We start from the raw sequence: 24,582 nt of genomic DNA on the forward strand, positions 1-24,582 counted from the left end.
GGGCTCATAAGTAAAAAGCACTAAGCACTACGATTGGTCCTCGCGTACTCCAATATCGAGGAGGGGGACCCTTTTATCCCAATAATGACGTGATGTAATTATGGAACAGACTTTTTTTTCCAAGGCAGGACGAGTCACCGATGCGATTGAAGAAACGCTGATTGCGTTCTTTCTTGGTGCAATGACGTTGCTGACTTTTGCCAATGTTATTTTCCGCTATGTCTTTAACGACAACATCCTTTGGGCACTTGAGTTGACGGTATTCATGTTCGCATGGATGGTTTTGGTCGGTGCCTCCTACGGTGTGAAGAAGCACTTTCATATCGGTGTTGATGTCATCATTAACATGGTCCCTGAAGGCAAACGTAAGATCCTCGCACTGCTTGCTGCTGTGTGTTGTTTGGCATTTTCCATTCTACTGTTAATCGGCTCTTGGAATTACTGGTATCCGTTTGTCACTGAGCGTGCATGGTATGAAACCGACGATATTCCTATGCCTGAGATGTTTCAGTTTCTAGCGGACTGGCTCAACGAAGGGGAACGCTATGAGAAGCTTCCTCGTTTTATTCCTTACTTTGCTTTACCTCTTGGTATGGCACTTCTGACTTTTCGTTTTGTACAAATCACATGGCAGATCGCGACGGGTAAGTTAGACCGTTTGATTGCAGGTCATGAAGCAGAAGAAGAGTTGGAAGCACTTAAAGAAGAACTGAGCGAAGCCGCTGATGCGATTCCAAACGGCTCTTCGTCATCAGATCGCAAGGAGCAATAAATCATGGATATTCTGTTGTTATTCTTGATGGTCATTGGCTTCATGTTGATTGGTGTGCCAATTGCTGTCTCACTGGGTCTGTCCAGTATTCTTTTCTTATTGATGCACTCAGATGCTTCTCTTGCATCGGTAGCACAAACCTTATTTAACGCGTTTGCTGGCCACTACACCTTGTTAGCGATACCTTTCTTTATTTTGGCCTCTAGCTTTATGTCTACGGGTGGCGTTGCCAAGCGCATTATCCGCTTCGCGATTGCCATTGTAGGTTGGTTCCGCGGTGGGTTAGCGATGGCATCAGTTGTAGCTTGCATGATGTTTGCTGCACTTTCTGGCTCGTCCCCTGCGACGGTGGTTGCGATCGGTAGTATCGTTATCGCTGGTATGATCAAAAACGGTTACTCCAAAGAGTTTGCTGCTGGCGTGATCTGTAATGCGGGTACGCTGGGTATTTTGATTCCTCCTTCGATTGTGATGGTGGTGTACGCCGCTGCAACTGATGTGTCGGTTGGACGTATGTTCCTTGGTGGTGTGATTCCAGGCTTACTTGCGGGAGTGATGTTGATGATCGCCATTTACATTGCCGCACGGATCAAGAACTTGCCCAAACAGCCTTTCGTGGGTTGGAAAGAAACCTTTGATGCCGCCAAAGATGCGAGCTGGGGTCTGTTGTTGGTGGTGATCATTTTGGGTGGTATCTACGGCGGTATCTTTACCCCAACAGAAGCGGCGGCAGTGGCGGCGGTGTATTCCTTCTTCATTGCCAACTTCGTTTACAAAGATATGGGTCCCTTTGCTGATAAGCAAAATAGTAAACCAGCCTTAGTTAAAGTGTTTCAGACTTTCGTTCATAAAGACACCAAACACACCTTGTATGAAGCAGGCAAGCTGACCATCATGTTACTGTTTATCATTGCCAACGCTTTGATTCTTAAGCATGTGCTGACAGAAGAACGCATACCGCAAATGATCACTGAATCTATGCTGTCGGCGGGGCTAGGTCCTATTACTTTCTTGATTGTCGTGAACGTGCTGCTGTTGATTGGTGGTCAGTTTATGGAACCTTCTGGCTTGTTGATCATTGTGGCACCGCTAGTGTTCCCAATAGCGATCGCTCTGGGCATCGATCCGATTCACCTTGGCATCATGATGGTCGTTAACATGGAAATTGGCATGATTACGCCACCTGTTGGACTTAACTTGTTTGTGACTGCTGGGGTCGCCAAAATGTCGATGATGAATGTAGTTAAAGCGGCGCTACCGTGGGTGGCGGTGATGTTCTTATTCCTCATTATCGTGACGTACGTTCCTTGGGTGTCAACTTGGTTGCCAACGACGCTGATGGGACCGGAAATCATTACTAAGTAGCGGTGAGCAAGTGAACGGTAAGAGCCGAAACAGTTAAAACAAAAGAGGTGTGACGATTCACACCTCTTCGTTTATTGACTTATAGGAAGGTCTACGAGGGTCGGGATTGACTCTGCGCTCGTAACCAAGCCACTTCTTTCTATTTTTGCGCCGATCTTCACCGGATCGCCTTTCTTCCTGATAATGCCCGTCGACCATCACGGTATCTGTGATAACGGGTATCCTGATTTTCTCTGTCATATCCATATGAACCATTAAACTCTCGTTAGTAAAAAGTATGATTCAAGTTGGATATAACAACAAACCGCAAACGGCGTTTTATTTATATAGATCTTTATCTATCTGATAGCGTTGCATTTTGTCGTACAGGGTTTTTCGAGGCACATTCAATTGTTCCATCGTTTGCTTGATACTCCCGCTGTTCTCCAGTAGAGCACTCTCTATGGCTGCTTTTTCAAACTCTGCCACTTGTTCAGAAAGGCTCGATGGGGAAGTAGGTGTGCACGAAGCGTCGCCTAGCTGTATCAGTTTCCCAAGTAAAACAAATCGTTCTGCCGCGTTACGTAACTCACGCACATTACCCGGCCAATCATGTGCCATTAACTGAGCCAAATCTTGTGAGGAGAGGCTAGGAGAGGTTTTCCCATAGCGTGATGCGGCAACCAGTAAAAAGTGGTGGAATAGTGCGGGAATATCTTCCTTACGCTCGCGCATCGGCGGTAAATCCAGTGTTACCACATTGAGGCGATAATAGAGGTCTTGGCGAAATGTGCCTTGTTCAGAGGCTTGCTTTAAGTCCACCTTTGTTGCTGCAATCACTCGAATATCCAATGGCAATAACTCATTGGAACCAACCCGCTCAATCACTCTTTCTTGCAAAACGCGCAGTAAACGGATTTGTGCTTGAACTGGCATAGATTCGATTTCATCCAAAAATAACGTGCCACCCTGTGCAAATTCAAACTTACCGATGCGACGACTTTCTGCTCCGGTAAACGCCCCTTTTTCGTGACCATAAAGCTCGCTTTCGATGAGGTTCTCAGGTACTGCCCCACAGTTTACCGCGACAAAGTTTTGGTTCCGACGAGAGCTTTGTTCGTGCAGAGAGCGAGCTATCAGTTCTTTACCTGTCCCCGTTTCTCCAAACAGCAATATATCCGCATCGGTGTCAGCAATGTGAGTGATGGTTTCACGTAGCAGTTGGATACTTTCGGTTTCTCCAATAATACGTGGTCCCAAGGTTTGACTGGCTTTCAGGGATTGACGCAGTTTCTCATTTTCATTCGTCAGTTTGCGTTTCTCAATTGCGCGTTTGACGGTTTCTACCAGATGCTCAGGTGCAAATGGTTTTTCAATAAAGTCATAGGCTCCTTGATGAAGAGCTTGAACTGCCATTGAAATGTCGCCGTGTCCTGTGATCATGATGACGGGTAAATTTGGGTCGCGCTGGGTTATTGTGGTCAGTAAATCCATACCAGAAATGCCCGGCAAACAGATGTCGGTGACGACCACTCCCGAGCCTTCTCCTTGTTGCATCGCGATCAAAGCCGACTCTGCATCCGGAAAAAACTTGGCTTCTATGTCTGCCAGTTCAAAGGTTTGCTCGATCGCCAGTCTGAGATCGGCTTCGTCATCAATAAAAAACACCTGACACATAGTTCAATCCTTTTGTTATGTGGTGTGTGATGAAATAAGAGGTAAGCAAATGGAGAATCGAGCTCCGTCTTGCTCTCGATTCTGGGCGCTTAATTTGCCATTCATACCAGCTAAAATTTGTTGCGATATCGAGAGCCCTAAACCTAAGCCATTTTGCTTGGTGGTTAAAAAGGGTTCGCATAGCTGTGAAAAGGTGAACTCTCCGAGCCCCGTGCCATTATCATCGACATAAATCCATACGAGTTCGGCTTTTATATCTTTTTCGATAGACAAATGGACTTGCTTGTTTTCTTGCCCTTTGGTCGCTTCTATAGCGTTGGTCAATAAGTTCACCAGCACTTGTTCGAGTTGAATTGTGTTGATCTGTACTTCTACGTCTTGTTCTATGAGTTTGGTATTTAATGTCACTCGGGCTGATTTGAATGCCGGCTTCATCAGTTCTTTTGCGGAGGCAATAACGGGCAGAAGGTGAGTTTGCGCCAGCTCGTTCCCACTGGTCTTCTTAGCAAAAGAGCGCAGCTGCTGACTGATGTTCGCCATTCTGTCGGTCAGGGCGGATATACGCGTTAAGTTTTCTTCCGTCCGTTCATATTTCTCTTTGTGCAAGAAAAGCTTACCGTTTTCAGCGAAACTACGAATGGCGGCGAGGGGATTATTGAGTTCATGACTGATGCTTGCCGACATTTGTCCCAGCACAGCAAGTTTTGCGGCTTGCACCAGCTCGTCTTGGGTAACGCGTAAGGTTTGCTCTGTCTCGATACGTTGTGCTATCTCTGCTTGCAATTCAGCGGTGCGAGCCATTACCTGATATTCCAATTTCTGATTTGCTTCTTGCTGAATGCGTTCGATTTGTCGATGGCGCTGCTGGCGATGATAAATGAGCTGCCCAACGAGAAAGAGCACAGTAAAAACAAGCGTGAGAACAAGCAAATAGCCCATGGTGAACCAGATGACAGATTGCTTAGGAGAAAGCACTCGAATAGTGAGTTTGAGGTTTTCTAAAGGTAAGGATGAAACCACTAGTGTCCCCTTGTTATAGGGGTAGCCTTGCTTCGCTTCGGTATGCGCTAAGCTCATGTCACCGACGAATCCAAGTGAGTCGATTGTGGTGTTCAAATATTGCCTACTTGCCCACACCTCTGCTGCAGTTGGCTCTTCGAGAGGCTGCAGGCTTTTGAACAACCAGTCATTGCGACTGCTCATAAATACAATACCGTTCGGGTCACTTGCTACGAAAACACTGTTGGGTTGTTGCCAGTTGTCCTCTATCTTACTCAGATCCATTTTAACCACGACGACGCCGAGCACCCCCCCAGCATAGACAATAGGGTAAGAGTAGTAATAACCACGCTTACCCGATGTTGAACCCAGCGCGTAATATTGGCTGCGTTGCCCTGTAATCGCTTGTTTAAAATAGGGACGAAAGGCGAAGTTGCGTCCGACGAAAGAACGTTCTTTACGCCAGTTGCTTGCAGCGATCGTTGTTCCCCATTTGTCTATTAAATAGGTGTCAGCCGCTTCAATGACGCCATTGACCGATTCTAAGTATCGATTGGTGATTTCAAGTTGTGCGCTGTTTTCTGGGTTAAGCAGCACTTCGACCAAAGGTTCATCCTTAGAAAGCAGGTGTGGGATGTGAGCATATTTATCTAACTTATTTTGAATATGGCTAGAAAAGCGCTCCAACTGTGATTGATGCTTGTCGAGTAATGACTGGTAGCTATGGCTCCAAACCCAGTGACCACCGATGAACGCGCAGAGGAAATAGAAGGCGAAAAAAATCAGTATAATACGGTTTCTCTGCGACATCCCACGCTCCTTGACACCTTCCCTTTGTCACGTAAGAAAATGTTAATAGTTTGTAGAGATGAATAGGGATTTAGTTTCCAACTCTGTGGAGTAAAACAAGAGCAAGATCTCTTTTTAGGCTTTTCAATAAAAAAAGCTGTCGATTCTCTTGAAAAAGTCGCTATTGTCCCCATTCTAGATATGCTGACAGCGATGAAGCGGTGTTCAAATCGCATTTTTCGCTAATTTTGGGGTCAGTATTCGAGAATTTAGCGCAGACAATGTCCACATAGTGGCTATTGGCTCGACAGGGTAGCGACAGATCGCTAGAATGTCGCGTCTAAAAATTCTGTCCTGAGGCTAATAGGAGATACCTTTGGTGATGACACCGAAGATATCACTGATTAGTCCGATGTTGATTTTCAGCATCGATACTCGATTTTAAATTAGGTGTTCGGACAGGACACTACACAAGGATGAAGCGTGAACTCCGGAGAGTCTCGCTCATACGCTCGGACAAACCGAGCCACTTTAGAGGTTTATAAATAATGCAAGTTACTGTTGAAACGCTAGAAGGCCTAGAGCGCCGTCTAAACATTACTGTTCCAGCTGCAAACATCGAAGACGCTGTAACAGCTGAACTACGCAACATCGCTAAAAACCGTCGTTTCGATGGTTTCCGTAAGGGTAAAGTGCCTCTAAAAATGGTTGCTAAGATGTACGGCAAAGCAGTACGTCAAGACGTTCTTGGTGAAGTTATGCAACGCCACTTCATCGAAGCGATCGTAAAAGAGAAAATCAACCCAGCTGGCGCTCCAACTTTCGCTCCAGTTGAAAACAACGAAGGCGCAGACCTAGTTTTCACTGCAACTTTCGAAGTTTACCCAGAAGTTGAGCTTAAAGGTCTAGACAGCATCACTGTTGAAAAACCAACAACAGAAGTTAAAGATGCAGACGTAGAAGAGATGATCGAAACTCTACGTAAGCAACAAGCTACTTGGGCAGAAGTTGAAGAAGCTGCAGAAGCTGGTAAGCGTGTAAGCATCGATTTCGTTGGCTCTATCGACGGTGAAGAGTTCGAAGGCGGTAAAGCTGAGAACTTCCCACTAGAAATGGGCGCAGGTCGCATGATCCCAGGTTTCGAAGATGGTATCGAAGGTAAAACTAAAGGTATGGAATTCGAAATCGACGTAAACTTCCCAGAAGATTACCACGCTGAAAACCTAAAAGGTAAAGCAGCTAAGTTCGCAATCAAAGTGAACAAAGTTGAAGCTCGTGAACTACCAGAACTAAACGACGAGTTCGTTTCTAAGTTCGGTGTTGCTGAAGGTGGCGTTGAAGCACTTAAAGCTGAAGTTCGTAAGAACATGGAGCGCGAACTTAAGCAAGCTGTTAAGAACCGCATCAAAGAGCAAGCTATCGACGGTCTAGTTGAGCAAAACGAAATCGACGTACCAGCTGCACTTATCGACCAAGAAATCCAAGTTCTACGTCAACAAGCTGCACAACGCTTCGGTGGTAACCCAGAAGCAGCTGCACAGCTTCCACGTGAACTATTCGAAGAGCAAGCTAAACGTCGCGTAGTTGTAGGTCTTCTACTAGGCGAAGTAATCAAGTCTGAAGAGCTAAAAGCTGACGACGAGAAAGTGAAAGCGCTAATCGAAGAAATGGCAACTGCTTACGAAGATCCATCAGAAGTTATTGCTTACTACGAGCAAAACGAGCAAATGATGAACAACATGCGTAACGTTGCTCTAGAAGAGCAAGCTATCGACGCGATCATCGCTAAAGCACAGGTTACTGAGAAAGAAGTAAGCTTCAACGAGCTACTTAACCAACAACCTGCTGCTTAATAAGCAATATCTTGCGTAGAAGGTTGACTTAACGTCGACTATTCTGCTAACAATGGTCCGTATGATACACATCATCCGGGCCATTTATTTTAGGGACATAAGAATATGAGCTACCAAGAAAAAAACGCAATGTCGCCAATTATTGACGCGCTAGTGCCAATGGTGGTTGAACAAACTTCCCGCGGCGAACGCTCTTACGACATTTACTCACGCTTGCTTAAAGAGCGCGTGATCTTTTTAACTGGTCAAGTGGAAGACCACATGGCAAACCTTGTCGTGGCTCAGCTACTTTTCCTAGAATCTGAAAATCCAGATAAAGATATTTTCCTATACATCAACTCGCCAGGCGGCAGCGTGACTGCAGGTATGTCTATCTACGACACAATGCAGTTCATCAAACCAAATGTAAGCACAGTATGTATGGGTCAAGCTTGCTCTATGGGTGCGTTCCTGCTTGCAGGTGGTGCGCCAGGTAAGCGTTACGTTCTGCCTAATTCACGTGTGATGATCCACCAACCACTAGGTGGCTTCCAAGGTCAAGCTTCTGATATCCAAATTCATGCTCAGGAAATCCTGACTATCAAGCAGAAGCTAAACAACCTATTAGCAGAACATACTGGCCAGCCTCTTGAAGTGATTGAGCGCGATACTGATCGTGATAACTTCATGTCGGCAGATCAGGCAGTAGAATACGGTATTGTGGATGCAGTGTTGAGCCATCGCGGCGAGTAATTTAGCCAGCGCATTTTGGCTAAATTTGATATACACTCATTCATAAAGAGTAAAGGCTAAGAGGTTAGCGAATGACAGATAAAAGCAAAGAAAGCGGCAGCGGCAAATTGCTGTACTGCTCTTTCTGTGGCAAAAGTCAGCACGAAGTTCGCAAGCTAATCGCAGGTCCGTCAGTTTACATTTGCGACGAGTGTGTCGACTTATGTAACGATATCATTCGCGAAGAAATCAAGGATGTTCTCCCTAAGAAAGAATCTGAAGCGTTACCAACGCCAAAACAGATCCGTGAACACCTTGATGACTATGTGATCGGACAAGATTACGCGAAAAAAGTGCTCGCAGTTGCGGTATATAACCACTACAAGCGTTTACGCAATGGTGATACAACGAGCGAAGGTGTGGAACTTGGTAAAAGTAACATCCTTCTAATTGGTCCTACTGGTAGTGGTAAAACACTGCTTGCTGAGACACTAGCTCGATTCCTGGATGTGCCATTTACAATGGCTGACGCTACCACACTAACCGAAGCTGGTTATGTTGGTGAAGACGTTGAAAACATCATCCAGAAGCTTCTGCAAAAATGTGATTACGATGTAGCGAAAGCTGAACGCGGCATTGTATACATTGACGAAATTGACAAGATTTCTCGTAAAGCTGAAAACCCATCAATTACGCGTGACGTATCTGGTGAAGGTGTTCAGCAGGCGCTACTAAAACTTATCGAAGGCACGGTTGCATCGGTTCCACCACAAGGTGGTCGTAAGCATCCACAGCAAGAATTCCTACAAGTGGACACGTCTAAGATCCTGTTCATCTGTGGCGGTGCATTTGCTGGTCTAGATAAAGTGATTGAACAACGTGTAGCAACAGGCACAGGTATTGGTTTTGGCGCAGAAGTGCGCTCGAAGAACGAAACCAAAACCGTTGGTGAACTATTTACTCAGGTAGAACCTGAGGATCTAGTGAAGTACGGTTTGATCCCTGAGTTCATTGGTCGTCTGCCTGTAACAACAACACTGACAGAGCTTGATGAAGAAGCGCTAATTCAGATCCTATGTGAACCGAAGAACGCGTTGACCAAGCAATATGCAGCATTGTTCGAACTAGAAGACGCAGAACTTGAGTTCCGTGAAGACGCGTTGCGTGCTATCGCTAAAAAAGCGATGGAGCGTAAGACGGGTGCTCGTGGTCTACGTTCAATCTTAGAAAGCGTTCTGTTAGAAACCATGTATGAACTGCCATCAGCGACTGACGTAAGTAAAGTCGTGATTGATGAATCAGTAATTAACGGTGAATCAGAACCATTGCTCATCTACAGCAATGCCGATAATCAGGCTGCTGGAGCAGAATAAATTCAGCCATAAATAAAAAGGAGGTAAGTAATTACCTCCTTTTTTTATTTCTTTTATTGAATCCAAATAATTAGCCCCCATATACTGCCTTAAGTAATACGTTAAACGTGAAAGCGGAAGAGAGAATTATATGAACTTGGAACGTTCCGAGCGTATCGAGATCCCGGTATTACCTCTACGTGACGTAGTGGTATACCCACACATGGTTATTCCATTGTTTGTTGGTCGTGAGAAATCGATTAGCTGTCTAGAAACAGCGATGGAAACAAACAAACAAGTTCTGCTTGTGGCACAAAAGCAAGCTGACACTGACGAGCCGACGGTTGAAGACCTATTCGAAGTAGGTACAGTTGCAACCATTCTTCAACTTCTTAAGCTACCTGATGGCACAGTAAAAGTGCTCGTTGAAGGTCAGCAGCGCGCTAAAATCAACCATTTCAAAGAGAGCGAATTCTTCCTTGCTGAAGCGGAATTTGTGGTAACACCTGAGTTGGATGAGCGTGAGCAAGAAGTGATTGTTCGCAGTGCGATTAACCAATTTGAAGGCTTCATCAAACTAAACAAAAAAATCCCACCAGAAGTACTGACTTCTCTAAGCGGTATTGATGAAGCTGCGCGTCTAGCAGATACCATTGCTGCGCACATGCCTCTTAAGCTGGTGGACAAACAACAAGTACTTGAAATTATTGATGTAACTGAACGTCTAGAATTCCTAATGGGTCAGATGGAATCAGAAATCGATCTTCTTCAAGTAGAAAAGCGCATCCGCGGTCGCGTTAAGAAGCAGATGGAAAAGTCTCAGCGTGAGTACTACCTGAATGAGCAAATGAAAGCGATTCAGAAAGAACTTGGTGAGATGGAAGATGCGCCTGACGAGTTTGAAACGCTGAAGCAAAAGATTGAAGAATCGAAAATGCCTCAGGATGCACGTGAAAAGACAGAACAAGAGCTGCAAAAGCTTAAGATGATGTCTCCAATGTCGGCAGAAGCGACAGTTGTTCGCAGCTACATCGATTGGATGGTAAGCGTGCCTTGGAACAAGCGTTCTAAAGTGAAGAAGAACTTGGCGAAAGCAGAAGAGATTCTAAACGAAGACCATTACGGTCTAGAGCGTGTGAAAGAGCGTATTCTTGAGTACTTAGCGGTGCAGAACCGTATCAACAAGCTGAAAGGTCCAATCCTTTGTCTTGTAGGTCCTCCTGGTGTTGGTAAAACGTCTCTAGGTCGCTCAATTGCAGCGGCAACGGGTCGTAAATACACGCGTATGGCATTGGGTGGTGTACGTGATGAAGCGGAAATCCGTGGTCACCGTCGTACTTACATCGGCTCTCTGCCGGGTAAGCTAATTCAGAAAATGTCGAAAGTTGGTGTGAAAAACCCGCTGTTCCTTCTGGATGAAATCGACAAAATGTCTTCAGATATGCGTGGTGACCCATCATCAGCACTATTAGAAGTTCTAGACCCAGAGCAAAACAATGCGTTTAACGATCACTACCTAGAGGTAGATTACGATCTTTCTGACGTTATGTTCGTTGCTACATCGAACTCGATGGACATTCCTGGACCGCTATTGGATCGTATGGAAGTGATTCGTCTTTCTGGCTACACAGAAGACGAGAAACTAAACATTGCAAAACGCCACCTTGTTGATAAGCAAGTTAAGCGTAATGGTCTGAAACCAAACGAGATTACCATCGAAGATTCTGCAATCATCGGTATCATTCGTTACTACACGCGTGAAGCGGGTGTACGTAGCCTAGAGCGTGAAATTTCTAAGATCTGTCGTAAAGCAGTGAAGAACATCCTGCTTGATTCAAGCTTGAAGTCAGTGACAGTTACGATGGATAACCTGAAAGAATACCTAGGTGTTCAACGTCATGACTTTGGTAAGGCAGATGACAGCAACCGTATTGGTCAAGTAACTGGTCTCGCTTGGACTCAAGTGGGCGGCGATCTACTGACTATCGAAACGGAAGCGATGCCAGGTAAAGGTAAGTTGACGCAGACAGGTTCTCTTGGCGACGTAATGAAAGAGTCTATCCAAGCGGCGATGACGGTTGTACGTTCACGTGCTGAGAAGTTGGGTATTAACTCAGACTTCTACGAGAAACGTGATATTCACGTACACGTACCAGAGGGTGCGACACCAAAAGACGGTCCAAGTGCGGGTATCGCAATGTGTACTGCGCTAGTTTCTAGCTTGACAGGTAACCCTGTGAAAGCAGAAGTGGGTATGACGGGTGAAATCACTCTACGTGGTGAAGTTCTACCTATCGGCGGTCTAAAAGAGAAGTTACTTGCGGCACACCGTGGCGGCATCAAAACGGTACTGATTCCGAAAGACAATGAGCGTGATTTGGAAGAGATTCCAGAAAATGTTATCGCGGATCTGAAGGTTATCCCGGTACAGTGGATCGACGAAGTTCTTAAAGTTGCACTTGAGCGAGACCCGACGGGCGTTGAGTTTCAGTCTCAAAAATAGTGATGTGTAGCAAAAATAAGTAAAACTTTACGCTGATAGGCTTAAAAAGGCTTGTCAGCGTTTTTTTTGGACGCTAAGTTAAGTTCGATAGCTTCCAGCCCTTGAAGGATAAGGGTTGAAGCATATTTTTTTAATTATGGAACGAAAGTCATCACAAAAATAATCACAGATGACACAAAGGGGAAATCACAGTGAATAAAACTCAACTAGTAGAACAAATCGCAGAAAACGCAGACATCTCTAAAGCATCAGCTGGTCGCGCTCTAGACGCATTCATCGAAGCAGTTAGTGGTACGCTTCAGTCTGGTGACCAAGTTGCTCTTGTTGGCTTCGGTACATTCAGCGTACGTACTCGTGCAGCACGCACAGGTCGTAACCCAAAAACTGGTGAAGAAATCCAAATCGCAGAAGCTAAAGTACCTTCTTTCAAAGCTGGTAAAGCTCTAAAAGACGCTTGTAACTAATTTTTTGTGTCGAAGACACAAGAGCTGGTTCAGCTAACGGTCATTGCATAACTTTTGTCCAAATAGTCAGATTTGAACAAAATTTTACAAACTAAGAGCCGAACTTTCTTAAATTATGCGCATCCTACTGATGCGCATTTCTTTTTCTGATATTATCGCGACATTACATTTTCTATTAGAAGCAGTCGGCTTCAATTGTGGAGAGCAGTTAAATTATGATGGATCGACTACGCGAAGGCGTGAACAGCATCGCGGTCAAAATTATCCTTGGACTTATCATCCTTTCTTTCGTTTTTGCTGGTGTAGGTAGCTACATTGTTGGCGGTAACAACAACGCGGCAGCGAAAGTAGGGAACACCGAGATTGCTCGTGGTGAGTTTGAGATGGCATACCAAAATGAGCGTAACCGCATGCAAGCTCAATTGGGTGATTACTTCTCTCAAATGCTGGCTGACCCTGCATACGTTGAATCGTTCCGCAAATCTGTTCTAGACCGCATGATCAACGATGTGCTACTTGACCAACAAGCTGAAGCTCTAGGTCTACGCATTAGCGATGCACAAGTTCGCAGCATGATTCTAGACATGCCTCAGTTCCAATCTAACGGTAAATTCGACCAAGAGATCTACCAAGCGTCTCTACGTCGCGCAGGCTTCTCTCCAGACTCATTCGCAGAGTACATGCGCCGTGAATTGGTTCGTGAGCAACTGCTGAACGCACTGCAAACAAGTGAATTCACGCTACCTGGCGAAGTTCAGACAGAAGGCAAGCTGTTCACTCAAACTCGTGACGTTCGCACAATCACTATCGATTTGGCTGAGTTTGCTAAGAAAGTAGATCTTACTGATGAAGAAATTCAAGAGTACTACAAAGCAAACCCAGATAACTTCACTCGTCCTGAGCAAGTTAAAGTTGCTTACATCGAGCTTTCTGCTGAAGAGCTTAAGAAGCAAATCCAAGTTTCTGACGCAGAAGTTAAGAAATACTACGACGAGCACCTAGATAAGTACTCAACAGAAGAGCAACGTCGCGTAGCACACATCCTAGTTGAAGGTGATGATGAAGCGAAAGCGCAAGCAATTCTTGACGAGCTAAACGCAGGTGCTGATTTTGCTACACTAGCAAAAGAAAAATCGGAAGACTTTGGTAGCGCTGAAAATGGCGGTGACCTAGGCTGGATCGAACGTGATGTAATGGACCCATCTTTTGAAGAAGCGGCATTTGCACTTAAGAACCCAGGTGATATGACTGGTCTAGTGAAGTCAGATTTCGGTTACCACATCATTAAGCTTGAAGAGCTAAAAGGTGCAGTGGCGAAACCATTCTCTGAAGTTGCAGCTGAAATTAAACAAGAAATGGTAGACCAGAAAGCGGTAGATCAGTTCTATGAACTACAAAACGAACTTGAAAAAGTAGCGTTTGAATACCCAGATTCGCTAGATGACGCTTCTAAAGCGGTTGGTCAAAAAGTGAAGACGACAGACTTCATTTCTCAAGTTGATGCGCCAGAAGCTCTTAAGAACCAAGCTGTGATGCAGGCAATTATGAGCCCAGAAGTGAAAGAAGATGGTCTGAACTCTGAAGCAATCGAAGTGGCGCCTGAGCACATCATTGTTGTTCGTGTCGAAGATGCTCGTGACGAAACAGTTCTTCCACTAGCTGAAGTGAAAGATCAAGTGGTTGCAGAACTGTCTCGCGTTAAAGGCGAGCAAGGTGCGATCGAACTCGGTACGAAAGTTGTTGCTGCTCTGAAAGAAGGCAACACGGCTATTCTTGCTGAAAATGGTTTGGCGTTTGGTGAGCAAGAGTCTGTTGATCGTCGCTCTCCACTAGCAGCAACAGTATTTGCAATGGCGAAACCTGTTGATGGCAAACCAGTGTTTGGTCAATCTAAAGATCTAGAAGGCAACATTGTTGTTGTTGAGCTTGATGCTGTTCATGCTGAGCTAGACAGCGCATTGGAAGAGCAAGTTGCGATGCAAATGCAACGTGCTTCTGCTCAACAAGATCTTACTTCGGTAATCTCTGTACTACGCGCAAACACTGACATTGAGTACTTTGTTGTGAGCAACTAAGCATTACTGATGTAATTTGCATGTTAACTAAAACGGGTCGCATTCGCGGCCCGTTTTATTTTTGTTTGAATAAACTTCAACATAAACAGCGCGTTGCATAGAGTAGTTTTCGTTTTAATACAAAAACTCAAGGGAGGGTGCTCAAATGAAATGGATGTTAACACTGTGCTTATTACTCTTAGCACCGATGAGCTGGGCAGAAGAGAGTAAGTCGGCTAACACAAAAGCAGCTAAGTACGAAGGTATCGAGATTACGGTAAACGTAAATACAGCTTCAGCGCAAGAGATTGCCACCATGCTAAAGGGTATTGGTGAAAAGAAAGCGAAAGATATCGTCGAATATCGTAATGAACACGGTCCTTTTAAAACCGTTGCGGATCTGACCAAAGTGAAGGGCATTGGCGATGCCACGGTGAAAAAGAATGAAGAGCGTATTTTGTTGTAATCAACGTTCTTGCCATTAAAAAGCGAAGTTTCTGTTTCCTATTACTGCTTTCCCGAACCAATCTTCTTTAATGGTTCGGGATTTTTTTGTTTGGTTAGCTTAAATGCGAAAATGGAGTGTGAAGAGCTCTTTTTAGCGTTTTGCCAAGGGAGCTAACCAAAGAGACGACGGTGTAGCAATTTTTCTAACCCAGCCATACCTAGACCACCAATTGCGCCAAATAAATGCGCATCAACAGCAACACGAGCCCCAATCATTGCAGCTGTACTAGTCGAAGGACCGTAGAACTGTTCCCAGGCGATTTTCGCAATTAGACCACCAACGAGCAGCATGCTGCTTCTTCTGCCATCAAAAACTTCACTCAGAGCCCAGAAACCGAACAATCCGTGCAGTACCCCTGATAAACCAACGTAAACCGACATATTAGTGAACAAGTTCATTGCACCAACAAAGGCGCACAAGATAATGAACACAATGAGAAAGTTGCGCACGGTAGGGCGGAAAATAAAACCAATAATCCATAGACCAGCTAAGTTCATACCAAGATGAGCAAAGTTGGTATGCGTCAAATTTCCTGTTACGATTCGCCACCATTCGCCATGGCGTATATTGTATGCATGCCATTCAGTTAGACTTGCCATTGGCTCGAATTGAAGTATTAAACAGATGACGCTGATGATGCTCAGCAATGTATAAAGGTTCACTCTATGTCTCGTTATTGTTCTCAGTGTGGAAAATCGCGCAAAGCTTGTATCTGCCAATGGATTGTATCGCTAGCAAACGAGGTTGAACTTATCATCCTTCAGCATACGAGTGAAGAGCATCGTCCTCTCGGTACGGCACGGATTCTCAATTTAAGCTTAAATCATTGTACTTGCTTGATTGGTGAAGATTTTTCTGACGATTCAGTTTTAAATGCCTTGCTTGAGGATGCAACGTACCAGCACTTTATTCTGTATCCTTCAGAGCAGTCGTTGTGTCTTTCTCAGTTGGCAGATGAACGATCTGATTCTACTAAGAAAACTCGTTTGATTTTACTTGATGGGACATGGAAGAAAGCTTACAAGATGTGGCAGCTTTCGACCAATTTACAGTCTATCCCCACGGTGAAGTTGCCGGAAAATCTACAAGGTCACTACACCATTCGTAAAGCACCGTCTGAAAACAGCTTATCGACGGTAGAAGCTGGGTATCATGCGTTAAGCTTGTTAGAGCCAAACCAAGATTTCACACCTTTATTGGCGGCGTTTGAGAAGATGATTGAGTTCCAAATCGCCCAGATGCCTCCGGGCGTATTTGAAAAGAACTATCTGAAAGCTCGTTAAGCTGAAAGGGGATTAAGGTTCATAGTGGCCTTTAAAGCCGTCCTTTTTGGTTAGAGCACGATTGAAGAAAACAACTGACGGTGTAGCTTTTGTGCATGCCCGTCAGTCATCGCTGAGATGTAATCTGCTATCACACGCATTTTTGCGCTCTCGGTGGTGGCAGTTTGCCACAAGGTTTGGGTGTGTGTTGGAAGTAAGCGTTCAGGATCGGCACTTAATGCCTCAAACAAATCCATGATGATCTGTTGACCCTTATACTCAACAATCTGCACCTGATGTACTTGAATCACATACTTACTAACAAAGTGTTTGAGGACTTCAAGCGCTTTTGCCATCTGTGGTTCTAAGCAGGCGTTCCAAGCCAGTAGCGCATTGTTAAATGGTTCATCGACGACTTTAATTGAGATACTGGTAAGCAGCGCATTGACCATACCGCCGATCGCATCTTTGCGTTCATGATGTTTGCCACTAAACAACATCTGCCCGATTGATCCAATGTGTTCTTCAAACCACGGGTCACCACAATCTGCCAGTTGGCTTGCTGCTCCTTCTTGCCATTGTTGGCGAGTGACCATGCCCAGCACAATTGCATCTTCCAAATCATGTACGCCATAAGCAATGTCATCGGCGAGTTCCATGATGGAACAATCGAGTGACTTGAAGCGAGTTTTACAGTGTTCAAACTCTGATTCCGGACGACAGCGCATTTGGCTTAACAAGGTTTTGTCGTTGTCGGTTAATGGTGCAATGACCCAATCGAACAAATCCTTATCGCAGTCGTAGATCCCCTTTGCTGGGCACCAGTCTTTGGCTTTTAGCTTGCGTTGGTGTTCGACTGGGGCAGGTAAGCAGACTGCACGAGTTTGGCTAAGTAGCGCAGGGTATTTGATCAAACCAAGTAGCGCGCGTCGCGATAAGTTCATACCAAAGTGCTCAGTATATGGCTCTAGTTTGGTGACGATACGAAATGTTTGAGCATTCCCCTCAAAGCCGCCATGCTCACGCATCATGTAGTTGAGGGCTACTTCACCACCATGTCCATAGGGAGGATGACCAATGTCGTGTGCTAAACAGAGAGAATCGATCAAGCTGTCAGACGGCAGAAGATCTCGAAACTCTGGTTGCTTTTTCTTGAGCTGCGCTACGATACCCGTTCCCAATTGCGCGGCTTCGAGAGAGTGGGTTAAGCGAGTTCGGTGGAAGTCTTCTAAGCTGTTGCCGTGGACCTGAGTCTTCGCCTGTAAGCGGCGGAAAGCCGCAGAGTGCAAGATGCGCGCACGGTCACGCTGATATGGGCTGCGATGATCGTCACGGCGGATTTTATGTTCATCGTCATGGCGTTCTTGCCATGAAGTATCTAATTCAAACGACACGTTTCTCTCCATCAACTAACTGATTTCATCCAGCGATAATTCAAAACTTGGGGCAAAGGTATGAAGGAAGTATTCCATTTCCGGTGTTTTACGTTCTTGCAAAGTGATGTCGAGACGCTTCTTGGCGAGAGCAAACTCGTGATTACCTGCACTAAGTTCTTCAAGACATTTTAAATATGCACAGATGGAATCAGCTTGTTTCACGATCAATGCATCTTCTTCATGCGCAGAGTGCGACAACAGGTAGGGAGCAAAATCGTCTTGAAACTCCTCAGGCAACATGGACAGTAACTTTTGTTCCGCAGCTGCTTCGATCTTCTTATATTCTTTAGAGATTTCTGGGTTGTAGTATTTTACAGGAGTTGGCAAGTCCCCAGTTAACACCTCACTGGAGTCGTGGTACATGGCTAGAATTGCTATCCGTTCAGGATTGAGGTTGCCGCCAAACTTCTTGTTTTTGATTAAGGCGAGGGCATGAGCGACAAACGCGACTTGCAAGCTGTGTTCAGAAACGTTTTCCGGTGATACCGAGCGCATCAAGGGCCAGCGTTGGATGAGCTTCATTCGTGCCAAGTGGGCGAAAAAATGGCTTTCTTTCATTGCTGTCTCCAATTTTGATTCTGATACAAAAAAAGGAGCTCACTAGGAGCTCCTCTAAGCATATGAGAGTTCAGTAGTAATTACTACTGGCTATACGTTGTTAAGAACCGTTCAAAGCGACTAATCGCGGTTTCGAGATCTTCTACGTGGGGTAAAGTCACGATACGGAAGTGATCGGGTTTTGGCCAGTTGAAGCCAGAGCCTTGTACCAACAATACCTTCTCTTGTTTTAAGAAATCCAAGACCATTTGTTGGTCATTTTTGATGTTGTACATCTTGGTGTCGATTTTCGGGAACAAGTACATCGCGCCTTTTGGCTTCACACACGAAACCCCAGGGATCTGATTGATCAGTTCGTAAGCGCGGTTTCGTTGTTCAAGAAGACGACCACCTGGCAGGATTAACTCATTAATACTTTGGTAGCCGCCTAACGCGGTTTGGATTGCATGTTGCATTGGTACGTTGGCACACAAACGCATTGAAGACAGCAGTTCGATACCGTTGATGTAGCCTTGAGCCAAATGTTTAGGACCCGTTAGGAACATCCAACCACCGCGGAAACCACAAACACGGTATGCTTTTGACAGACCGTTGAAGGTCATTACCAATACATCGTCAGTAAGTGTTGCGACAGAAGTGTGTGTTGCACCGTCGTAAAGTACTTTGTCGTAGATTTCGTCGGCGAAGATCATCAACTTATGTTGACGCGCAATCTCAATCACTTCTAAAAGGAAATCACGGCTGTAAACCGCACCCGTTGGGTTGTTCGGGTTGATGAGAACAATACCGCGTGTTTTTGGCGTGATTTTCTTTTTGATGTCTTCTAGATCTGGATACCAGTCCGCACCTTCATCACATAAGTAATGAACAGGCTTACCACCTGATAGCGCAACAGATGCCGTCCACAATGGGTAATCCGGTGCTGGGATCAGCATTTCATCGCCATTATTTAATAGCGCTTGCATTGCCATTACGATGAGTTCGGAAACACCGTTGCCTACGTATACATCTTCCACATCCAGAGAACGGATGCCTTTACGTTGGTAGTGCTGCACGACGGCTTTACGTGCTGAGTAAATACCCTTGGAATCACAATAGCCTTGAGAAGTTGGTAGATTACGGATTACATCTACTAGAATCTCATCAGGGGCGTCAAAACCAAATGGGGCGGGGTTACCAATGTTTAGCTTTAGGATTTTATGCCCTTCTTCCTCCATGCGTTTAGCATGTTTGAGTACAGGACCCCTAATGTCGTAGCAGACATTGTCGAGTTTTGACGACATCCCGATATTTTGCATTGTTTAATTCCTAAAAAATCGTTAATTTCTTTATTAAAATACAATAATTTGTTTTTTATTAGAATATAAATCTGTAAATTATCCGTTTAGTGGCTAAGTTTTGTCCTGTCGCCATCACAGGATTTTGTAAAAGATCGCATACGACCTTGATTTGCTTTGGGTCTAAACTTAGAGTAGCCGTCAGTTACCACTAATCCTCACATATTTCGAGGTTGATTTGTCACAGTTCCATCAAGCCGTAAATAGAATTATCGAGCGAGTTCAGCAAACGGAAGGCAATCAAACACGTTTAGTCGAGCCACTCAACGAGAAACCAAATTTCGCGTTTATTGACTGGCTTGAAGCACAACCACTTTTTCCCAAGTTTTACTGGCAGTCCCGTGATACTCGTGAAGAGGTTGTTGCCCTAGGTCAGCTCCATTCTTTTGTTGAGCCGGGACCTGCATATACGATCCTTGGAGAAGGTCAACGTGTATGGGGTGGTCGTTCATTCGATGGTCAGCACGAGAAAAATCGTCGCTGCATGCCATCTTTCTTTTTTCTTCCTCAAATCGAGTTGATTCGCTTCGATCAACAATGGTCGCTCGCAGTCAATATCTCAGAAGATAAAACCCGTACATTAGCAGGCTTAAAAAAGCTGGTTTGTGATGTGCCTAGCCTTGCGCCTATTTCTTCTCATATTCGATCTATTGACCACGCGCCAACTGAGCCTGAGTGGAACACGCTAGTAGAAAAAGTGCTGACAGGTATTGAAAACGATGATTTCAAGAAAGTGGTTTTGGCTCGCAAAACAGTGGTTCAACTAGATTCGACACTTTCTGCTGCGCAGTTACTTAAAGCAAGCTACTTAAATAATCACCACAGCTTTCATTTTCTATTGAGTCTAGACAGTAAACACAGTTTTATGGGGTCAACGCCTGAGCGTCTTTATTCACGCGTTGGTCATGAGCTTCATACCGAAGCTTTAGCCGGCACTATTGGTCGTGGCGATAATGCAAAGCAAGATATGGAGCTAGCAAACTGGCTATCTCAAGATTCTAAAAATCTGAATGAAAACCAATATGTAGTGGATGACATTATCGATCGTTTGTCGCCGCATTCAGAAAGCGTTGAGGTCGAAAACGAGCCTCGCTTAGTACGTTTAAGAAAAGTTCAGCACTTGAAGCGTAATATTCACGCTGAACTGAAAGCTGGAATCAATGGGGTTCAGCTTCTTTCCGCTTTACAACCAACCGCTGCAGTAGCGGGTTTACCACGCAAGGAATCGATGCAGTTTATTCTGGATAACGAACCGTTTGCTCGTGGTTGGTATGCAGGTTCGATGGGTTATATTAGCCATGAACGTGCAGAATTTTGCGTTGCGATCAGAAGTGCTTTGATCTTAGGGGATCAAGTTCAACTGTTTGCTGGCGCGGGTATTGTTCCAGGCTCCATTGCAGAACATGAATGGGCCGAGTTAGATAAAAAAATGTCGACGTTACTTTCTCTTATTTCAGATCACCCACCGCTTGGGGTTGCATCATGAGTGCCGATCAAGCTGTTTTGAATCGCATCTGGTCTGAAACCATCCTGACAGAATTGAACCGCTTCGGTGTGAATCACGTTTGTATTGCGCCTGGTTCTCGCTCTACACCTTTAACAGTAGAAGCGGCAGATAACCCCAATTTTACTATTCATACTCATTTTGATGAGCGTGGATTAGGCTTCATGGCGCTCGGACTTGCTAAAGCAAGCAAAGAGCCGGTCGCATTGATTGTGACTTCTGGCACTGCCGTAGCGAACTTATTGCCTGCGATTGCTGAAGCAAAGTTGACTGGTGAAAAGCTGGTGGTACTGACCGCTGACCGCTCTGTTGAATTAGTAGGTTGCGGTGCAAACCAAGCCATCAACCAATTGGGTATTTTCGCTGAGCATGTATCGGACAGTTTAAACCTTCCGAGTCCGACATTATCAACGCCTCTTAATTGGTTGCTGACTTCTGTTGATGAAGTGATGTTTACGCAACGCCTAAGAGGCAGTGCGGTACACATTAACTGTGCCTTTCCCGAGCCTTTGTACTCGAACACTGAAAAGAGTACGTACCAAAGCTACTCGGACACGGTTGCAGGTTGGAGAGACAGCAAAGTCACGTATTGTCAGCGATTTAACCCTAAAACCAGCAGTGCGATCCCAAGTTGCGGCGATAACAAAGGCGTGGTAGTCATCGGAAGCTTGCCATTAGTTCAAGCGCAAGCGGCTCGTGTATTTGCGGAACAGATGGGGTGGCCGATACTTGCCGACCCACAAAGTGGAGTGAGTTCTGATTGGGCGCACTTTGATTTATGGCTACAAAACCCAAGGTTGGCAAGCCAGCTTGATGACTGCGATTTGATTGTTCAGTTCGGCAGCCGAATCATTTCTAAGCGTTTTAATCATTGGTTAGAGAGACATGTTTCTCGCAATCAGCATGGTGGGGATATTCAATATTGGTATGTCTCTCCACGATTGGATCGTGACAATCAAAGCCACTTGCCTCAATGGCATTGGGCAGAGCAGCCAAGCGCGTGGGTAGAGCGTACTACAGAGTTTGAATCGGAGTATTCCGGCTGGGCAGATGACCTTGCTGCTGACATCAAACAGGTGACTCAGCATGCGAAAGGTTTGTTTGTCTCCGATCCTAAGAGTGAATTGAGTGAAATTGCTTTGGCAATAGATGTTGCGGAGCGGTCTCAAGGGGTGGACTTGTTTGTTGGTAATAGCTTGTTTGTTCGCCTAATCGATATGTTTGGCAAACTGGACAATACCGAAGTCTTCACTAACCGTGGCGCTTCGGGTATTGATGGATTGTTTGCTACGGCAAGTGGTGTGCAACGAGCTCGTCAAAATCCAATGTTGATGTTCCTTGGCGATACTTCTGCTCTATATGGATTGAACTCACTAGCGCTGTTTACACACAGTGAATTACCTTCGGTTTTAGTGATCACGAATAACGATGGTGGTGCGATTTTTGATTTACTGCCAGTGCCACAAGAGCATAGGGAGTCTTTCTACCAAATGCCCCATGGCTATGAGTTTGAGCATGCCGCTAAGCAGTTTGGATTAGAATACAGTAAACCAAGCACGCTGGCAGAGTACCAAACGTTAGTAGCACAACATTTGGCGACAGGTCGTGGAGCATTGGTGGTCGAAGTGCAAACGCCGTCAAATCAAGCGGTAGAGCATCTTAAATCCTTCAATAAGAATCTACATGCTCTATTCTGAACACTTTCCTGCAACGGAAAAACACCAAGGTAGCGAATTACCTACGTTGGTGTTTTTGCATGGTTTGCTTGGCAGTGGTGAGGATTGGCAAACGTGTATGGCAGCTTTGCCACAGTATGACCGAGTAACGATTGACTTACCCGGGCATGGGCATAGCCAATCTATTTTTTGCCGTGACCTGAATGATTGCTGCAAACTGCTCCATTCCACACTATCTTTACTATTTCCCTCACTACAACCGTTTATTCTGATTGGTTATTCAATGGGTGGGCGCATTGCTATGCATGGTCTTGCGCACCAGTGTTTTCTGGATCTCAATATTTGCGGTGCGATTATCGAAGGGGGAAACTTCGGGCTGCAAAGCGAGTCAGAAAAACAAGCACGGTTTAGCAACGATGCGCATTGGGCGAGACGCTTCAAAACAGAGCCTCTTGCCTGTGTTTTGAACGATTGGTACCAACAGTTGGTCTTTTCTTCACTAAACCATGAGCAAAGACAAACATTGATTGAGAAACGAAGTGCTAATCTTGGTTCAGCAGTTGCGGACATGTTGCTTGCGACGTCTTTAGCAAAGCAATCTTACTTGCTGCCTGCGCTGCAACAACAAACCATTCCGCTGTATTACATTTGCGGTTCAAAAGACAAGAAATTTAGTCAACTGGCTGAGAGTAGCGGGTTGGCGTATCGACAAGTTGAGGGGGCTGGACACAATGTCCATCAAGAGCAACCACAACAATTTGCGATGCACATTAATCAAATATTTCATTCTCACTTTGGGTGAGAGCAACGAGAACAATGGGAATCACCATGGCTAAAACAGTAGGCATTTCTGAAGAAGAACTTTACGCTCCGGTTCAATGGAAAGATTGCGGCGAGAAATACGAGGACATTCATTACCACAAGTCTGAAGACGGTATCGCGAAAATTACTATTGCACGTCCACAAGTGCGTAATGCGTTCCGCCCTCAAACGGTGAAAGAGATGATTGATGCGTTGGCAGATGCACGCTACGACTCTGGTGTTGGCGTGATCATTCTAACGGGTCTAGGCGAAGACGCTTTCTGTTCTGGCGGTGACCAGAAGATCCGCGGCGATTACGGCGGCTATAAAGACGACCAAGGTACTCACCATCTAAACGTATTGGATTTCCAACGCGACATCCGTACTTGTCCAAAACCAGTGATCGCATCGGTTGCAGGTTGGGCTGTCGGTGGTGGTCATGTTCTTCATATGATGTGTGATCTAACGATTGCTGCTGACAATGCACAATTTGGTCAAACGGGTCCTAAAGTCGGTTCATTCGATGGTGGCTGGGGTGCATCTTACATGGCTCGCATTGTTGGCCAGAAGAAAGCTCGCGAAATCTGGTTCCTATGTCGCTTCTACAATGCACAAGAAGCAGTAGATATGGGACTAGTGAACACAGTTGTGCCACTAGAAGACCTAGAAAAAGAAACCGTTCGCTGGTGTCGTGAAGTTCTACAACATAGCCCTATGGCGCTACGTTGTTTGAAAGCGGCACTCAATGCAGACTGTGATGGTCAAGCGGGTCTGCAAGAGCTTGCTGGTAACGCGACAATGATGTTCTACATGACGGATGAAGGCCAAGAAGGTCGTAACGCATTCAACGAGAAACGTCGCCCAGACTTCGACAAATTCCCTCGTAACCCATAATCCGTATAAGAAGAGGAGCCATGCGCTCCTCTATTTCGTTTTCGTCCTGAGCGCCTCGCCCTCTGGGAGGCTAGCGGGTTGTCTCGCT

At 45.3% G+C, this 24,582-nt stretch carries 21 protein-coding genes; 14 read left to right on the forward strand and 7 right to left on the reverse strand.

What is annotated here, in order from left to right:
* Positions 1–100: 100 nt before the first annotated feature.
* Positions 101–772, forward strand: a complete 672-nt coding sequence (locus tag J4N44_RS04500; protein ID WP_005446565.1) for a TRAP transporter small permease — start codon at positions 101–103, stop codon at positions 770–772.
* Between the two features lie 3 nt (positions 773–775).
* Positions 776–2,137 carry a TRAP transporter large permease gene (locus J4N44_RS04505; protein ID WP_038898576.1) on the forward strand — a complete coding sequence of 454 codons (1,362 nt, stop codon included), beginning with the start codon at positions 776–778 and terminating at the stop codon, positions 2,135–2,137.
* 57 nt (positions 2,138–2,194) lie between these two features.
* On the opposite strand, the gene J4N44_RS04510 is transcribed toward J4N44_RS04505, so the two are convergent.
* The 3 genes from J4N44_RS04510 to J4N44_RS04520 form a co-directional block, all read right to left on the reverse strand.
* Positions 2,195–2,377 carry a hypothetical protein gene (locus J4N44_RS04510; protein ID WP_026000132.1) on the reverse strand — a complete coding sequence of 61 codons (183 nt, stop codon included), beginning with the start codon at positions 2,375–2,377 and terminating at the stop codon, positions 2,195–2,197.
* Between the two features lie 78 nt (positions 2,378–2,455).
* Positions 2,456–3,793 (reverse strand): sigma-54-dependent transcriptional regulator, encoded by a 1,338-nt coding sequence (locus J4N44_RS04515; protein ID WP_252044884.1) that lies wholly within the window; start codon positions 3,791–3,793, stop codon positions 2,456–2,458.
* 15 nt (positions 3,794–3,808) lie between these two features.
* The gene (locus tag J4N44_RS04520) at positions 3,809–5,602 is read right to left on the reverse strand and encodes a sensor histidine kinase (RefSeq protein ID WP_252044885.1); all 1,794 of its coding nucleotides are present in this window, start codon (positions 5,600–5,602) and stop codon (positions 3,809–3,811) included.
* 527 nt (positions 5,603–6,129) lie between these two features.
* Here J4N44_RS04520 and tig point away from each other — a divergent pair.
* The 7 genes from tig (at position 6,130) to J4N44_RS04555 (ending at position 14,984) form a co-directional block, all read left to right on the forward strand.
* Positions 6,130–7,434 (forward strand): trigger factor, encoded by a 1,305-nt coding sequence (tig, locus tag J4N44_RS04525; RefSeq protein ID WP_009698344.1) that lies wholly within the window; start codon positions 6,130–6,132, stop codon positions 7,432–7,434.
* Positions 7,435–7,539: 105 nt separating this feature from the next.
* Positions 7,540–8,166: an ATP-dependent Clp endopeptidase proteolytic subunit ClpP gene (gene clpP, locus J4N44_RS04530; protein ID WP_005430931.1), complete on the forward strand. Its 627-nt coding sequence runs from the start codon at positions 7,540–7,542 to the stop codon at positions 8,164–8,166.
* A gap of 71 nt (positions 8,167–8,237) precedes the next feature.
* Positions 8,238–9,518 (forward strand): ATP-dependent protease ATP-binding subunit ClpX, encoded by a 1,281-nt coding sequence (gene clpX, locus J4N44_RS04535; protein WP_005430932.1) that lies wholly within the window; start codon positions 8,238–8,240, stop codon positions 9,516–9,518.
* A 130-nt stretch (positions 9,519–9,648) separates the two neighbouring features.
* Entirely contained in the window at positions 9,649–12,000 is a 2,352-nt protein-coding gene (gene lon / locus J4N44_RS04540) for an endopeptidase La (protein WP_005446574.1), read from the forward strand.
* Between the two features lie 191 nt (positions 12,001–12,191).
* The gene (gene hbs, locus J4N44_RS04545; protein ID WP_005430934.1) at positions 12,192–12,464 is read left to right on the forward strand and encodes a non-specific DNA-binding protein Hbs; all 273 of its coding nucleotides are present in this window, start codon (positions 12,192–12,194) and stop codon (positions 12,462–12,464) included.
* Positions 12,465–12,679: 215 nt separating this feature from the next.
* The gene (gene ppiD, locus J4N44_RS04550) at positions 12,680–14,539 is read left to right on the forward strand and encodes a peptidylprolyl isomerase (protein WP_252044886.1); all 1,860 of its coding nucleotides are present in this window, start codon (positions 12,680–12,682) and stop codon (positions 14,537–14,539) included.
* Positions 14,540–14,684: 145 nt separating this feature from the next.
* On the forward strand, positions 14,685–14,984 hold the full coding sequence (locus J4N44_RS04555; protein WP_005446580.1) for a ComEA family DNA-binding protein: 300 nt from the start codon (positions 14,685–14,687) through the stop codon (positions 14,982–14,984).
* A gap of 152 nt (positions 14,985–15,136) precedes the next feature.
* On the opposite strand, the gene rrtA is transcribed toward J4N44_RS04555, so the two are convergent.
* Positions 15,137–15,688: a rhombosortase gene (gene rrtA / locus J4N44_RS04560; RefSeq protein WP_017818999.1), complete on the reverse strand. Its 552-nt coding sequence runs from the start codon at positions 15,686–15,688 to the stop codon at positions 15,137–15,139.
* A 3-nt stretch (positions 15,689–15,691) separates the two neighbouring features.
* Between rrtA and J4N44_RS04565 the strand changes: the two genes are divergently transcribed.
* Positions 15,692–16,309 (forward strand): tRNA-uridine aminocarboxypropyltransferase, encoded by a 618-nt coding sequence (locus J4N44_RS04565; RefSeq protein ID WP_005446584.1) that lies wholly within the window; start codon positions 15,692–15,694, stop codon positions 16,307–16,309.
* Between the two features lie 50 nt (positions 16,310–16,359).
* On the opposite strand, the gene J4N44_RS04570 is transcribed toward J4N44_RS04565, so the two are convergent.
* From J4N44_RS04570 to J4N44_RS04580, 3 genes are all read right to left on the reverse strand, one after another.
* Positions 16,360–17,694 carry an anti-phage deoxyguanosine triphosphatase gene (locus J4N44_RS04570; protein WP_252045079.1) on the reverse strand — a complete coding sequence of 445 codons (1,335 nt, stop codon included), beginning with the start codon at positions 17,692–17,694 and terminating at the stop codon, positions 16,360–16,362.
* Between the two features lie 3 nt (positions 17,695–17,697).
* On the reverse strand, positions 17,698–18,282 hold the full coding sequence (yfbR, locus tag J4N44_RS04575) for a 5'-deoxynucleotidase (protein WP_005425568.1): 585 nt from the start codon (positions 18,280–18,282) through the stop codon (positions 17,698–17,700).
* A gap of 83 nt (positions 18,283–18,365) precedes the next feature.
* On the reverse strand, positions 18,366–19,580 hold the full coding sequence (locus J4N44_RS04580) for a pyridoxal phosphate-dependent aminotransferase (RefSeq protein WP_252044887.1): 1,215 nt from the start codon (positions 19,578–19,580) through the stop codon (positions 18,366–18,368).
* A 217-nt stretch (positions 19,581–19,797) separates the two neighbouring features.
* Between J4N44_RS04580 and J4N44_RS04585 the strand changes: the two genes are divergently transcribed.
* From J4N44_RS04585 to menB, 4 genes are read left to right on the forward strand one after another with little or no spacing between them, the layout of a single operon-like run.
* A complete protein-coding gene (locus J4N44_RS04585) occupies positions 19,798–21,105 on the forward strand; it encodes an isochorismate synthase (RefSeq protein ID WP_017188355.1) in 1,308 nt (435 codons plus the stop codon).
* Complete coding sequence (menD, locus tag J4N44_RS04590; protein ID WP_252044888.1) at positions 21,102–22,820, forward strand: 2-succinyl-5-enolpyruvyl-6-hydroxy-3-cyclohexene-1-carboxylic-acid synthase; 1,719 nt, start codon at positions 21,102–21,104, stop codon at positions 22,818–22,820. Before J4N44_RS04585 ends, menD begins: the two co-directional genes overlap by 4 nt.
* The gene (gene menH, locus J4N44_RS04595) at positions 22,807–23,601 is read left to right on the forward strand and encodes a 2-succinyl-6-hydroxy-2,4-cyclohexadiene-1-carboxylate synthase (protein WP_252044889.1); all 795 of its coding nucleotides are present in this window, start codon (positions 22,807–22,809) and stop codon (positions 23,599–23,601) included. Before menD ends, menH begins: the two co-directional genes overlap by 14 nt.
* Before the next feature lie 26 nt (positions 23,602–23,627).
* Positions 23,628–24,494 (forward strand): 1,4-dihydroxy-2-naphthoyl-CoA synthase, encoded by an 867-nt coding sequence (menB, locus tag J4N44_RS04600; protein WP_005446595.1) that lies wholly within the window; start codon positions 23,628–23,630, stop codon positions 24,492–24,494.
* Positions 24,495–24,582 lie beyond the last annotated feature (88 nt).

The sequence above is a fragment of the Vibrio sp. SCSIO 43155 genome (assembly GCF_023716605.1).
Taxonomy (GTDB): domain Bacteria; phylum Pseudomonadota; class Gammaproteobacteria; order Enterobacterales; family Vibrionaceae; genus Vibrio; species Vibrio harveyi.